General features: G+C 44.9%; 11 protein-coding genes and 1 tRNA gene. 10 read left to right on the top strand and 2 right to left on the bottom strand.

Going from position 1 to position 13734, the window contains the following annotated elements:
* Positions 1 to 5: 5 nt before the first annotated feature.
* Positions 6 to 1325, bottom strand: a complete 1320-nt coding sequence (locus D0C36_RS08200) for a WG repeat-containing protein (RefSeq protein WP_117391052.1) — start codon at positions 1323 to 1325, stop codon at positions 6 to 8.
* 172 nt (positions 1326 to 1497) lie between these two features.
* Between D0C36_RS08200 and D0C36_RS08195 the strand changes: the two genes are divergently transcribed.
* The 4 genes from D0C36_RS08195 to D0C36_RS08180 all read left to right on the top strand — a co-directional run bounded on the left by D0C36_RS08195 (position 1498) and on the right by D0C36_RS08180 (position 4803).
* Positions 1498 to 2070 carry an RNA polymerase sigma factor gene (locus tag D0C36_RS08195; protein ID WP_317126761.1) on the top strand — a complete coding sequence of 191 codons (573 nt, stop codon included), beginning with the start codon at positions 1498 to 1500 and terminating at the stop codon, positions 2068 to 2070.
* Positions 2060 to 2845, top strand: coding sequence for a hypothetical protein (locus D0C36_RS08190; RefSeq protein WP_117391051.1), 786 nt, complete (start codon positions 2060 to 2062; stop codon positions 2843 to 2845). Before D0C36_RS08195 ends, D0C36_RS08190 begins: the two co-directional genes overlap by 11 nt.
* A gap of 21 nt (positions 2846 to 2866) precedes the next feature.
* Positions 2867 to 3673: a porin family protein gene (locus tag D0C36_RS08185; protein ID WP_117391050.1), complete on the top strand. Its 807-nt coding sequence runs from the start codon at positions 2867 to 2869 to the stop codon at positions 3671 to 3673.
* A 128-nt stretch (positions 3674 to 3801) separates the two neighbouring features.
* A complete protein-coding gene (locus tag D0C36_RS08180) occupies positions 3802 to 4803 on the top strand; it encodes an ABC transporter ATP-binding protein (RefSeq protein ID WP_117391049.1) in 1002 nt (333 codons plus the stop codon).
* 79 nt (positions 4804 to 4882) lie between these two features.
* Here D0C36_RS08180 and D0C36_RS08175 read toward each other — a convergent pair whose 3' ends face one another.
* A complete protein-coding gene (locus D0C36_RS08175) occupies positions 4883 to 5797 on the bottom strand; it encodes a PfkB family carbohydrate kinase (protein ID WP_117391048.1) in 915 nt (304 codons plus the stop codon).
* Positions 5798 to 5883: 86 nt separating this feature from the next.
* On the opposite strand from D0C36_RS08175, the gene D0C36_RS08170 reads away from it, so the two are divergent.
* The 6 genes from D0C36_RS08170 (at position 5884) to D0C36_RS08145 (ending at position 13715) form a co-directional block, all read left to right on the top strand.
* Positions 5884 to 5957: transfer RNA gene (locus tag D0C36_RS08170), tRNA-Asn, on the top strand.
* A gap of 83 nt (positions 5958 to 6040) precedes the next feature.
* Positions 6041 to 6319 (top strand): hypothetical protein, encoded by a 279-nt coding sequence (locus D0C36_RS08165; RefSeq protein ID WP_117391047.1) that lies wholly within the window; start codon positions 6041 to 6043, stop codon positions 6317 to 6319.
* A 144-nt stretch (positions 6320 to 6463) separates the two neighbouring features.
* Positions 6464 to 7063 (top strand): RNA polymerase sigma factor, encoded by a 600-nt coding sequence (locus D0C36_RS08160; protein ID WP_117391046.1) that lies wholly within the window; start codon positions 6464 to 6466, stop codon positions 7061 to 7063.
* Positions 7064 to 7233: 170 nt separating this feature from the next.
* A complete protein-coding gene (locus tag D0C36_RS08155; RefSeq protein WP_158557092.1) occupies positions 7234 to 8262 on the top strand; it encodes a FecR family protein in 1029 nt (342 codons plus the stop codon).
* A 321-nt stretch (positions 8263 to 8583) separates the two neighbouring features.
* Positions 8584 to 12015, top strand: coding sequence for a TonB-dependent receptor (locus D0C36_RS08150; protein WP_117391044.1), 3432 nt, complete (start codon positions 8584 to 8586; stop codon positions 12013 to 12015).
* Positions 12015 to 13715 carry a DUF4397 domain-containing protein gene (locus D0C36_RS08145; RefSeq protein ID WP_117391043.1) on the top strand — a complete coding sequence of 567 codons (1701 nt, stop codon included), beginning with the start codon at positions 12015 to 12017 and terminating at the stop codon, positions 13713 to 13715. Before D0C36_RS08150 ends, D0C36_RS08145 begins: the two co-directional genes overlap by 1 nt.
* The last annotated feature ends 19 nt before the right edge of the window (positions 13716 to 13734 follow it).

Raw genomic sequence — 13734 nt, 5'->3', positions numbered from 1 at the left:
AAAAATCACCACTGCGTTTTGGTTATCTGCCTCACAATTACAAATACGCCGGCCGTGTTTACATAGCCCTCAACAATTTCCGACGATTTTTTGGACTGCACTTTATAAGTGGCTTTTGCCAGTCTTGATGCGGGGTCGAAGTAGGAGATGCTCTCAAAAGCTATTGGTACGATAACATCTCCTTTGGTATTGATAATACCATGTTTGCCCTTCATGGTTACGCGGATGTTTCCGTTATCGATGTAGTTGTCATAATCGAATGATTTGGTTACTACCGGATTGCCTTTTTTATCTTTTGTGCCGGTATTGATGCTTAGCTCAGATACCTTACCCTCAGCATCCAGCAGATCCAGATCGTGCTTGCCCGCTACAAATGCCAGGCTGCCCTGGAAATCTTTACGGTCGTTTTTTGATTTGTCTTTCACGGTATAGAATACCGCACCTTTTTTATCGATAAAAGCATATTGAAATGTTGTCTTATCAGCCGGATAAACCACCGCGTAACCGTTATGAAAATCGCCGGGCTGGTTGCTGTATTTAAAATCGATAACCACGTTGCCGCTTTTATCAATAAAGCCCCACTTAACTTCGCCGTACTGGTTTTTGTAGGCCACTGCGGCAAGGTCTTCCGAAAAAGGTTGCGCAAACTCATATTTATTGGCTATCACTTTTTTGCCCGTGCGGGTGTAGTAACCAAACTGGTCGTCCTCTTTGCCAACGGCTATACCGCTGGTAAAATCTGTATATATGGCGGGCAGACCATCGCGAGGGTCTTTGGCTTTGAACAGGCTTTTGGTAACGCCGTTGGCTTCGGTGAGGGCAGCCGTCGGTGTGATGGCTTTTCGGCTGTAAAAGAAAACTTTCGGGAAGGGAGTGGTCTTGCCGTTCCTGTCCACAAAAAATAAGGTGGCGTTGTTCTTATCACTCACAATAGCATAGCCCTCATTATCAAACGGACTTGCCGAACCATACAGCGGGTTAATGACCACCTTACCTGCGCTGTTCACAAAGCCCGCTAAACCTGTCTTAACATCTCGGAAAATGCAGTAGCCATTCACAAAACCTTCGGTAAGTTCGGTACTCTCCAACTGGTATTTCCCAAAGGGCACTACCGTGTTGCCTTTATTATCAATAAGTGATGATGCCGTGCCGCGTTTAATAATGGCGAGACCCTCGTGGAAATCGTTGAACTGATCTACCTGAAAGCTCACCACCTCGGGCGACATGGTGATGGTGGGCGCCATCTGCGCTTTTAAACTAAATGAAATACTGCCGGCAATAAGCAGTGATACGATAAATTTTGCTGCGGATAGGTTATAGCTCATGTGATATTGCAATAAAAGTGTGAGGTTTTAATGATTCAAAATTATAGCCTTTTGCTTATTATTATGCCCGCAAGCGTTAAATTGGGTGTTTTCACCCCCTCGCGGGCAGGTGTTTAAATTATTTTCAAACGGGCATGCAACCAATTTATCAAACCTTACATCTTACCAATAAATGATGTTTTTGGAGCCTAAGCACACTATTGATGAACTGGTAGCCCGCTGTATAAGCGGCAATCGCAAAGCGCAGGAGCAGCTGTACAAGCAGTTTGCCTCAAAAATGCTGGGCGTTTGTATGCGTTACGCTACCGACCGTATGGAAGCCGAGGATATGCTGCAGAACGGGTTCATGAAAGTGTTCCAAAAAATTGCAGACTATAGGGGCGATGGATCTTTCGAAGGTTGGGTGAGGCGCATAATGGTGCACAGCTCAATTGAATACTATCGTAAGCACCATAAAATGATGCAGGTGGTTGAATTGGATGAGGCAGGTAGCGAACCATCAGTAAATGCGGCAGCAGCCAGCAGTCTGGAAGCAAAGGATCTGCTGTTGTTGATAAAAGCCCTATCGCCGGGGTACCGTATGGTGTTTAACTTGTACGCCATTGATGGTTACTCGCACAAAGAGATAGCCGAGATAATGGGTATTAGTGAAGGCGCATCAAAATCGCAGCTGTCGCGGGCAAGGGCAATCCTTAAAGAACAGGTTTTAAAAATGGACAATAAGACATACAATTATGCAGGATAAAGATTTTGACCGTTTGTTTAGCGACAAACTCGGCAACCTGGAAGTTGAGCCATCGCGCGGGGTGTGGAAAGGCATTTCTGCAGAGCTGGATAGTAACAAACGCAGGCCATTGGGTATTTACCTTAGCATAGCTGCAAGTTTACTGGTGATGCTAACGGTAGGGATATATTTTCTGACCAGGAATGAAGAAGTAAAACCAAAGCAGCAAATAGCTATAGTTAAGCCTAAGATTGATAAGCCCGAGGCAGCAGAAGTAAAAGCTGATAAAGCAGATCAGCAACAAGCTAAACAGCCGCTTGTCGCTATCACACCTGAGCTTACTATCGCGAAAGCAAAACCTGTACATGCCCGTAAAGCTGTTGTGAAGGAGGTTGTAGTAAAATCTACAGAAACAAACAAACCAGTTATTACTGAACCTGTTTTGACAAGCGGACAAGACGAGCAATTAGCACAGTTGCCTGTACAGAAAGCACCGGGTATAAAGTTTACGGTGCCTAATAAAACCACGCCGCTGGTTGAGAAGATAGAAGAACCTATGCCGGTTAATACTGTGGCTGTGCAGCCAGTAACAGATGAGCAATCATCCAAAACACTGGCAGCCGTACCAACACGCAAACACAAGATACGCGGTATAGGCGACCTGCTGAATGCCGTTGTAAGTAAAATAGACAAACGAAAAGATAAACTGATTGAATTTTCAAGTAAGGACGAAGATGAACCGAACGTTACAGGCCTTAACCTCGGTTTCATTAAAATAAAAAAACAAAGCAGATAATTTTAAAGTACATTACAGAATATGAAACGCCTTTTCTTTACCACCATCATATGTTTGGCCGCAACTTCACTATTTGCCCAAACCACTACAACCGATTCGGTTAAAACAGATACAACTAAAACCCGCCGTACCCGAATACGCCTTGGCTTTGGCGATGATGTTACCGAGGTTAAAATAAACGATACCACGCACACGGCTTCAAAAGCTCCGGGCTTTTCATTCGGGCTTACGTTTACCCGTTTTGATATCGGCTTAACCACACTGAACGATAATGGCAGCTTTACGCTATCGCCCGCAAATGATTTTCTGAGTTACCGCTCATGGAGAAGCAGCAGTATTGGGTTTGATGTGCTGCAGCTGGGCTACCGTTTCAGCAGCTCGTTCAGGTTCTACGTTGCCGGTGGTTTTGATTGGACAAACCTGCGCCTGCGCAATAACATTACCATACAACGTGACGGCCCTGGTTTAACTTATATCCCGAGTACTACAGATTTGACCAAGAACCGTTTATCGGCTACCTATATCCGCGTACCTATCTCATTTGATTTCCGTACGCATGATGATGCCGACGGACGCAGGTTCCACTTTGTGGTTGGTCCTGATCTGGGTATCCGTATCAGCAGCAGCCTGAAACAGGAGAGCAAACAAGGTGATACCAAACTAACCGGCGATTACCACTTTGCAAAATTCCGTTACGGTGCAGCAGCACGCATAGGTTACGGTGCTATCGGTGTATTTGCTAAATACTACTTCAACAATATGTTTGATAACAGCCCCGCGCAGGACGGCTTGAGGCAGTTTAACTTTGGTATGAGCGTAGGCTGGTAATAAATAACAATTAAAGTATCAAAAAGGGATTTTTATCAGGAAGATAAAAATCCCTTTTTGATTTAATGAAGTTTAAGCCCTGATCAGCGTGTGCAGTAAAGTCTCCGTAATACTTATCTTTGGCGGCAATGGCTGATACAACATTTTTAAGAGCAGAGGCAGTAAGCAGATCATACGGCGGAACCGAACTATCAGGTGTACGAAACATTACGCTTGATATTACCCCCGGGAAAATAACGGCCATTATTGGCGAAAGCGGCAGCGGTAAGAGCACATTGCTGCGCCTGTTGTATGGCTTATTGTCGCCCGATGCAGGCAGGGTATCTTTTATGGGCGAACGCATCTGGGGCCCTGAGGAGAAGTTGATACCCGGCCACGATGACATGAAAATGGTTACCCAGCATACCGACGATCTTAACCTGTTTGCCCGTGTGTGGGATAACGTAGCCGCCATGCTACCCAGTACGGATATTAAAGCCAAAGAAGAAAAAACCGAGCAGGTATTGCGCCAGCTGAACATGATGCACCTCTCGCTGAAACGCGTAGCCGACCTGAGCGGCGGCGAGAAACAACGCGTTGCTATTGCCCGTGCCATTATTACCCGCCCGAAGGTTTTACTACTCGATGAACCCTTTAACCAGGTGGATACCTCTTTCAGAGAGGGCCTGCAGCACGATATTCGCCAGATAGTAAAAGAAACCGGCCTAACGGTGGTAATGGTGTCGCACGACCCCGCCGAGGTGCTTTCTATGGCCGATGAACTCATCGTGATCAAACAAGGCGAGATTGTAGAGACCGGCCATCCGAAAGAACTATATAATCATCCCCAAAACTTATATACCGCCGAGCTGCTTACCAACTGCAATGTGCTTAATACGGACGAAGCCAAAGCCTGCGGCATTAAAACCGATAAACAGGCCATAGTGGTTTACCCCGAGTGGATCCGCCTCAGCAATGTGCTTAAAACAAGTGAGTGGCTGGTAAAAGAAATCCTGTTTAAAGGCCCTTATGAAGATCTGATACTGGAGAACAAAGGCGTTATCCTACGTGCTGTAAACAACGAGCCCGATACCTACAAAGAAGGCGATGTAGTGGGCGTGAAGGTAAAAAGGTGGTTAAGCCCCCTCTAAATCTCCCCCTGAAAGGGGAGACTTTAAGAAAGGAATGTTTTTTTATAGCCCTCTCCTTCAGGAGAGGGTTGGGTGAGGCTTATATCTCGAAAGACGACAGATTAACAAACTGCTGTACGCGTGTGTTAATTTCTTCTGCGCTTAGATTTTTGATTTTCTCAGGGCCAAATTTCTCTACACAGAATGATGCCAATGCCGATCCGAAGATGATGGCGTTTTTCATGTTATTGAAATTTACAGTACCCACTTTAGCCATATAGCCGATAAAACCACCTGCAAAGGTATCACCGGCACCGGTTGGGTCAAATACTTCGGCAAGTGGCAGGGCAGGGGCCGAGAAGATATGATCTTCATGGAATAACAAAGCGCCATGCTCACCTTTTTTAATGATCAGGTATTTTGGTCCCATAGTTAAAATTTTACGGGCAGCTTTCACCAATGAGTACTCGCCTGATAGCTGGCGGGCCTCGGCATCGTTAATTGTTAGCACGTCCACCATTTTGATGGTCTCCAGCAGGTCGTCCATAGCAATGTCCATCCAGAAGTTCATGGTGTCCATCACGATCAGTTTAGGGCGGTTTTTAAGGCGTTTAATGGTTGTTTGCTGTACCTGTGGAGTTAGATTGCCTAAAAACAAATATTCGCAGTCCTGGTAGCTCTCTGGGATAATAGGGTCAAAGTCGGCCAGTACGTTAAGGTCGGTAATTAAAGTATCGCGGCTGTTCATGTCATTATGGTACTTGCCGCTCCAGAAAAATGATTTCTCGCCCTGTTTAATCTGCAAACCTTCGGTATCAATATTATGATCGTTGAAGTCTTTAATGTCTTCCTGCGGGAAGTCGTCACCAACAACAGCAACAATTTTTATTTGGTCATAAAAGTAAGAAGCAGCCAAACTTGCGTAGGTAGCAGAGCCACCAATGATTTTATCGGTCTTTCCAAAAGGGGTCTCAATTGCGTCAAACGCCACAGTACCAATGGTTAACAAACTCATGTAAAATATTTTTAAATTTTTTTTGTGCAAATATTGTGAAATTAGATCAGAAAACATACTTTTGCACTCTCCAAACCGGAAAACACTCCTGAATAGCTCAGCCGGTTAGAGCATCTGACTGTTAATCAGAGGGTCGCTGGTTCGAGTCCAGCTTCAGGAGCAGAAAGCCTCACAGAAATGTGAGGCTTTTTTTATTGATGAGATTTCTATAAATTAGTTTCCAAGGTATATATAGAGATTATAATGGAATGGAATTTTGAGATCATCGGCCACTATTTTCATCACAATCGAGGTGATTTTATCTTTGCTCGTTTTATTGAAGGGCAGGCAGATTTTCAATTGAAAGAAGGTTCCGTTCTTGGCGGAATACCCATTTATCATTATGTAGAAATTCCAAGAACGCTTGATGAAAACGGTAATCCTCGTTTTGATATATTTGTATTTAGGCCGCTTAGTTTAGAATTTCTTCCGGCCGGTTTTTTCTCAGAGGGCCAGCATGTCAAACTGGTTTCACCTGATTAATTAAAAATGCTTATAAGGCTTAATGTCCAACACTTTCCATTTCCTTATTTTACATGTTCCGACATTTAATAATCAGGTAATACATCGTTGATATTACGGTTACCTCGTGGCGGTACTTTTGGGCGGTTATTCTATCCGCTCCTTATGTCATACTCAGCCGCTATCGTTATATCAGATGAGCAACTGTTGCAACAGTGGCGCAATGGCGATACCACGGCGTATGACTCGCTTTTTAAAAGATATTACATCCCCCTTTTGCATTACGCCCAAAAAAACCTTAAAGATGATATGGTAGCCGAAGAGCTGGTGATGGATGTAATGCTGCGCGTTTGGAAAAAAGATGGAGATATTAACGCGCCGGCAGGTTTCCGCCCATACCTGTTGCGCTCAGTTAAAAACGCCATATTTAACCATTATCGTATCAAGATTCCTGAGTTACTTAGCCTTGATGACATGCCACTAAGTGCGTCGCCGTTATCAAAAGCACCGGATGAGCTGATGCACGAAGAAGAGATCTCATCGGTATACGAAAAGGTGGTATCTCAATTGCCCGAAAAACGCCAGCGTGTTTTCCGCATGAGCCGCGAGGAAAACCTTACTTACTCTGAAATTGCCAGCAAGCTTGGCCTATCTATCAATACGGTTGAGAATTATATGTCGGCATCGCTGGCAAGCTGCCGTAAAACGCTCGAGGAGATTAATCTTTCGCACTTGCTTATCTTCATTATTCCCTTTTTGCAGTAATCGTTTCCTTCTTTTTTTCTCTCTTTTCCACTATGGCCTTAGCTATCGCTACTGGCTTTTTTGTTCTGATTTAAATTTTGTTTGAAGTTTTTTAAAAAAAGTTTCACCTGCGTGGGTGGTAACCTTTAAAAACTGTGTATACCCAATTAACAGACGAACAAAATTTTAACGTGGAGCTTAATAAAAAAGAAAAAGAACTCATCAGGAAACTGATAAACGGAACAGCCTCTAAGGCCGAACTGGAAGAGGTGCAAGAAATAATGAATACACCCCAAGGCCGCCAGGGCTTTGATGAGGTGATGGACGAAACAGGCGGCGAATTTAAAGCCGACCCGCAAGCCGAAACAGACGGTTCTGTTGATGATAAGCTAAAACTATTTAAGCAACGCAATAATATTGAGCCTGTGGTGCCGGTGATAAGAATCTCGCTGTGGCGAAGTATTGCCCGTTATGCAGCCATCTTAGTGCTGATAGCCGGAGCCGGATTTTATTTTATCGGCAATAGAAATAACAAGGCGCAGCAGCAAATGGCATCTTCGGCCACATCTGTTAAACTGATTGATTATAAAACGGCCCGCGGCCAGCGTGCCACACTTAGTCTTTCAGATGGTTCAACCATAACACTTGGCCCTGATAGTAAGCTGAGCTATCCCGAAAGTTTTGCCGGTAACAGAAGAGATGTTTACCTGCAGGGTGAGGCCTTTTTTGAAGTCGCCAAAGATCCGCAAAAACCTTTTACTGTGCACTCTTATGAACTGGAGACCCGCGTTGTGGGTACCTCGTTTAAGATAGATGCATTTAAGAATGACCCGCTTGAGGTAAGTGTGGTTACCGGCAAAGTACGCGTAAGCAGCCTGGTTAACGGACAGAAAAAGCAACTGGCCACCATGTTACCTGGCGACCATATCAGTTGGTTTAAAGGCCAGCCCACAACAGACAAACGCGATATACTGGAAACCCTTGCCTGGGCAAACAATAAACTCATTTTTAATAACCAGGAGCTAAGCCGCATACTCGCTGCGCTTGAGCGTGCCTATAACGTAACTATTGACAGCAAAAAGCTGAGCGGCGCTAACGAGAAAATATCGGTTACGCTTAACGGCAGGTGGCCGCTAAACCGCACCATGAACGTATTGGCGGCAACAGCGGGTTTTCAATATAAAATTGAGGGTCAAAAAGTTACGGTATTCTCTAAATAAAAAAAGAAAGGAATGATATATAGATAAACCTACTCTACCTAAAAAAAGAAACGTCCGCCACTTTGCAGTAGCGAACGAACATGATTTTGAATTCGGTGTGCCGCCAGATTTCTCAGGTCGGGGCAGCACAAAGAACCGGGGATTGCTCCCTTTTTAATTAACAGATGCAGCCCTGTTGCCAGGGTTAAATCAGTAACAATCAAAAATATGCAAAAAGGATCAAATAAAAGTCCTTGTAAAAATAAATATGATAGTTACCCCGATACAGTTTTAAATGCTTCAAGAGCTGATCGGTGGTGCAAAAAAGAGATTCTTTTTATAATGAGATGCTCGATTTTAGTGCTGGTACTTCATCTTACTTTTGCCGGTGTATTACTGGCAAATAAGGTAGATGGCCAGTCGCTCCAGGAAAAGGTAACGCTATCGTTAAACAACGCTACCGTTGCTCAAAGTCTATCCGCTATCGAAACCAATTCGTCAGTAAAGTTCTCCGTTCGCGAGAAGTTGGTTAGTGCTGTTCTTAAAAGCGTAACCATAAACGCCCGTAACGAGACCGTTAAGAATATACTCGATGATGTTTTAGCCCATACCGGCCTGCAATATAAGCTTGTAGAGGGTTATGTGATTATCGAAGTCGCACCGGCACCTGTGCGCATATATGGTAAGGTTATCGATGCCAAAACAAGCGAATCGTTACCTGGTGTATCTGTAAGGATAAAGAATGGCCAGGCCGGTGCGTTAACTGATGTTAACGGAGCTTTCTCTATCACTATACCTGCCGAAAGTGCTACACTGGTATTCAGTTACATGGGCTACGAGACCGAAGAGGTTGCTGTAAGCAAAAGTTCGCAACAGATAGTAATAAAACTTAAGCCATCCAGCAAATTATTGAACGAGGTTGTGGTGCAGGCCCGCCGTAATACCCGTACCGAGCTGGCTGTATTAGATGAGCGTAAAAAAGCATCGGTTATACAGGATGCAATTTCGGCCCAGCAAATTGAACGTACGGCAAGTATCACCACCACACAGGCCTTGCAGCGTGTATCTGGTGTTACGGTGTCTGATGATAAATACGTGGCTATCCGCGGCCTGGGTGATAGGAGCGTTATCGGCCAGTTGAATGGTGTGCGTTTGGCATCATCAAACCCTGACCGTAGTGCCATCCCGCTTGACCTTGTTCCGGCCGCTTTGCTGGATAACATTACCATCTACAAAACAGTAACGCCTGATAAACCTGCCGATGCTGCTGCGGGCATTGTGGAACTGAAAACCAAATCGGTACCTGATAAGGAGACGTTTGATATTACTATGCAAGCGGGCTTTAACTCAAACATTGGTTTGGGTGGCAACTACAATAGTTTCTGGAACAGCGATATGGGCACCTTCGGCAACAAAATCAACAGGAAAGATCTTCCTGCAGATTTTAAAGCCCTTGCACAGCAGTATCCAAATGGCTTATCATCTATCCAGAATATGATAGCCAACAGCAACAACAGTACAACGGCATATAACGAGGTTAACCGGATCAACGGCATTATGCAACGCTTTGACCCGGTTATGACCACCCAATATAAGAGCGCGCCGCTAAACCAGCTGTACTCTGCTACGTACGGTAACACCTTTACGCTTTTTAAAGAGCACAAACTGGGTTTGGTTGCGGGTTTAAACTATTACCGCCGCACTACCGATATATACGGTGGCGACCTAACCCAATACAGTATTTACCAGGGTGTGGTTACCGGCAACCCTAATATTTACAGTCGCCGTAGTATACCCAACTATATCACGCCTAACAGCTTATATATGGGTAAATACCAAACCTATAAAGAAAACACCGGTACCGAAACGCTTAACTATGGCGCCTTGTTAGGTTTAACCTATCGCTTTAACCCACGCCACGAGATAAGCATGCAGTACCTGGGCAGCTGGGGTGGCGAAAATACGGCAACCAACCTTAACGGCCGCTATGAGTATACTGCTTTACCCGGCGATGTTAACAGCACCGTTTACTCGCTTAAGCAAACTTACCGTAACCTTAATACCTTTAACTTACAGGGCGAGCACAAGTTTCTGAAAGGAGAATACTCGCCACGTTTAAGCTATAACGTAGCCACTTCAAAATCAACCCAAAACGATCCCGATTTCCGTTTTGCTAACCTTGCCGATTATATGCCAAGGGGCGGCGGTTATTATCTGCACCCGGCAATTGGCGAACAGAACGGCGCAGACACGCGTACTTACACTAAGCATTTATATGCGCTTACATCGGGTTATGTGAATGGTTTTGGTAGCTACGGTATCATCCAGGCAGAGCCAAACGGCCGCAGATGGAGACATCTTGATGAAACCAACTACAATTACAAGGCTGATGTTACCATTCCGTTTAAGTTTTTGGGCGAGAAACAGCAGTTTAAAACCGGTGTGAACTACCTTTTCAGAGACCGTAGTTTTAATGAGAACCAGTTGTTTATACCGGGCTCAAACTTTACGGGCAACGGCTTTATTCCGCTGCAGGATGTTGAGGGCGACCTGAACAAACTGGTGGGTAGCCAAATGATAGGTATAAAAGCACCTACCGGCAGCCAGGGCGAGGGTATGGCTCCTGTTACCGGTTATTTATACAACAGCCAGAAATCGCCTAACAACTACAAAGGTTACTACGCAACCAATGCGCTTTATGGCATGTTGGATCTGAAAATTACAGATGACTTTCGTGTAGCGGGCGGTGTACGTTTCGAGATGACGGATATTGGCTCTAAAGTGGATACTGCCGGCGTGTTCTTAGATCCGGCGCTTACCACAGGCAGCGGCAGGGTGCCACTTAACCCTATCAATCCAAATTCGGTTTACAAAACTAAGTACAAGCCTTATTACTCCGTAAACGCTACATACACGCTAAAAGAGAACATGAACTTTAGGGCTGCATTTAATACCACGCTGGCCCGCCCCGAGTTGCGTGAAATAACCAATGTGTTTGAGTTTGATGTTTTCCAGGGCGGTTTGGTAGTAGGTAACCCCAACCTTATCAACCAGCGTACTGAGAACCTCGATTTCCGTTGGGAATGGTTCCCCGATAAGGGAGAAGTGTTTGCCGTATCAGCATTTGGTAAACGTATCCAAAACCAGTTGGTAAAGGTATTCAGCTTAAAAACGGCAGGCCTTGCAGCCACTTATCCTGAATTTCCAACCATCCAGTTCCAGAATGATCCTAACACAGGTAAAGTTTGGGGTATTGAGTTAGAGGTGGTGAAAAATCTGGGTAAAATGTGGGACCCGCTTAAAAACTTCTTCATCGGCTCAAACTTATTGCTGGCGCAAAGCGAGATCAAGAAAACGCCTGAGCGCTATGAGGCCAACCGATCGTTAGACAGGTTTACACCACGCAATAGCCCTTTGTTTGAGCAGGCACCGTACTCTATAAACGCATGGTTAAACTACAACAACACCAAATGGGGGACTGATCTTACCTTAACCTATAACCAGGTAGGCGAGCGCCTTGTACAGATAAACCTAACCGGCGAACCCGACCTTTACACCACCCCGGTTCCCTATGTCGACTTTGTTTTTAGCCAGCGATTAAACAGCCGCTTAACTTTTAAAGGCTACGCCAAAAACATACTTAACCCGGCCATAAAAACGGTATATGCCAACCCGCAAACCGGTGGCAAATGGTATGGCAACGAATACATTAACCGCTCATACCAGCGTGGTGCCGAGATCATGATAGGCTTTTCATATAACCTGATAAAGTAATGAAGAACAGAATATATACATACAATTTGCTTTGCCTGTTACTGATAGCCTTACTGCAGGTTGCCTGTAAAAAGGATAAGCTTAACACGGTTATTGATAATCGTTTTACTACAGATAATCAGCAATCATCAAACATACGTGTGGTAAACCTTGGCGGCTTTAGCCAGGTAATTGCCAATGGCGATACGCTCACAAATTTTAAGGTATTTGGCCCTAACGAAATACCTAACCTTCCCGGTACCCGCTATTTTCCAACAAACGGGCAATTGGGTAAAACCTGGACCATTCCTCAGGATCTGTTTAATGCGCAGCATAAGATAGCCCTGGATTTGGGTATTTACGATTACAACCCCGATCTTAATTTAGGGGCGCTTATTAACCTGCAGTATGATGTGAACAACCCGCAGGATGTTTACCTGCTGAACAAGGAATATACAACCGACCTGCCGCAATACCAGGTACTGCCGCGTGCTATAACCGCACCATCAAAACCAGATCACTTTAAGATAAGGATAGTAAATTTTTCAGGCCACATCAATAATCTGTCAGTAAATGGTAGTGGCATGCAGGAAGCTCTTGATGGCCCTGTAACCCTTGCTTATGCTGATGGCACACCCGTTAGCACACAAACCACTAATGTTACAGGAGTACAAAAAGCGTCTGAATATGTTGAAGTGCCGTACGGTACTTACCAGTTTAAGGTACTTACCGCCAACGGCAGGCAAATACCCGGAACCGGCAGTAATATCAACGAGCTGACTATTCTTGACCCGCCCACATCAACTATCGCTATCAGGCAAACAACGCAAAGTAACCTTACTTATGCACCAATTCAAACTTATCAGCCGGGCGGTATATACACTATTGTGATAAGCCCGCAAATAGCTAAATACTTTATTAATGAGGTTGATGAAACCAGCAATATTGTACAAAATACTTTCCAAGTTATAAGCGATAACAGCCCATCGGCCAATCTCACTTATTGCAGGGTACAGGCTGTAAATGCCATGCCCGATAATCAGGTAAGTTTCAGCGTGGGCGGTACATCATTAGGTAACGGGCTTGCTTTTGGTAAAACCGGTGATTATGCTACCATGATAAACGGTACTCAAGAGGTAAAGGCGACAGATGCAAACGGTAAAGTTATTGCGACAACTACTGCAAACTTCCGCGCAGCCCAAAACTATACTGTGTGGCTGTATCCCGATGCCGCCGGTAATGCCAAGCTCTTGTTAGTGGCTAATGACCTTAGCGGCACGCGGTTTAACAATGCCGAAGAAGACGGTACTTATGCCTACTTCCAGTTTAAATATTTCTTCTTTAAACGGTATCTGAACCTTTCAATGGGAAACCCATATATCACTTTTACTACAGATAATGGTAACCCATCAGGCATAAACCTGCAGCCGGGCCAGCCGCTGTTGCAGAACCCCTATGTGTCAACCCAGTTTTCGCAGGCAAAGTACGATCTGATGGCTTACCGCTCGTCGCCAAATGTGGTGCCGGGTGTATGGGCCGATGATATCCCGGTGCTTACCAGCGATCAGTTTATTGCCAACAAAGCGCTTTACACAAACGCAGGGCGCGCCTTGCCGGCACATGAGCCGGGCATATTTACGGTGGCGCTGATAGGTAAAACGGGCACTGGTGCTACAACAGCCAACAAGGCCCGCATGATCATCCTAAAGCATAATAAATAATGAAACCATCTGACCATAA

Origin of the sequence: Mucilaginibacter conchicola (genome assembly GCF_003432115.1) — a bacterium.
In the GTDB taxonomy this organism is placed as follows: Bacteria; Bacteroidota; Bacteroidia; order Sphingobacteriales; family Sphingobacteriaceae; genus Mucilaginibacter; species Mucilaginibacter conchicola.
Note: the sequence above shows the minus strand (reverse complement) of the source record. Positions and strands in the feature narration are given on the sequence as shown.

Coding starts and splice junctions, on each gene's coding strand:
- D0C36_RS08200 (WP_117391052.1), bottom strand. CDS start 1,325: ATGAGCTATAACCTATCCGCAGCAAAATTTATCGTATCACTGCTTATT.
- D0C36_RS08195 (WP_317126761.1), top strand. CDS start 1,498: ATGATGTTTTTGGAGCCTAAGCACACTATTGATGAACTGGTAGCCCGC.
- D0C36_RS08190 (WP_117391051.1), top strand. CDS start 2,060: ATGCAGGATAAAGATTTTGACCGTTTGTTTAGCGACAAACTCGGCAAC.
- D0C36_RS08185 (WP_117391050.1), top strand. CDS start 2,867: ATGAAACGCCTTTTCTTTACCACCATCATATGTTTGGCCGCAACTTCA.
- D0C36_RS08180 (WP_117391049.1), top strand. CDS start 3,802: ATGGCTGATACAACATTTTTAAGAGCAGAGGCAGTAAGCAGATCATAC.
- D0C36_RS08175 (WP_117391048.1), bottom strand. CDS start 5,797: ATGAGTTTGTTAACCATTGGTACTGTGGCGTTTGACGCAATTGAGACC.
- D0C36_RS08165 (WP_117391047.1), top strand. CDS start 6,041: ATGGAATGGAATTTTGAGATCATCGGCCACTATTTTCATCACAATCGA.
- D0C36_RS08160 (WP_117391046.1), top strand. CDS start 6,464: ATGTCATACTCAGCCGCTATCGTTATATCAGATGAGCAACTGTTGCAA.
- D0C36_RS08150 (WP_117391044.1), top strand. CDS start 8,584: ATGAGATGCTCGATTTTAGTGCTGGTACTTCATCTTACTTTTGCCGGT.
- D0C36_RS08145 (WP_117391043.1), top strand. CDS start 12,015: ATGAAGAACAGAATATATACATACAATTTGCTTTGCCTGTTACTGATA.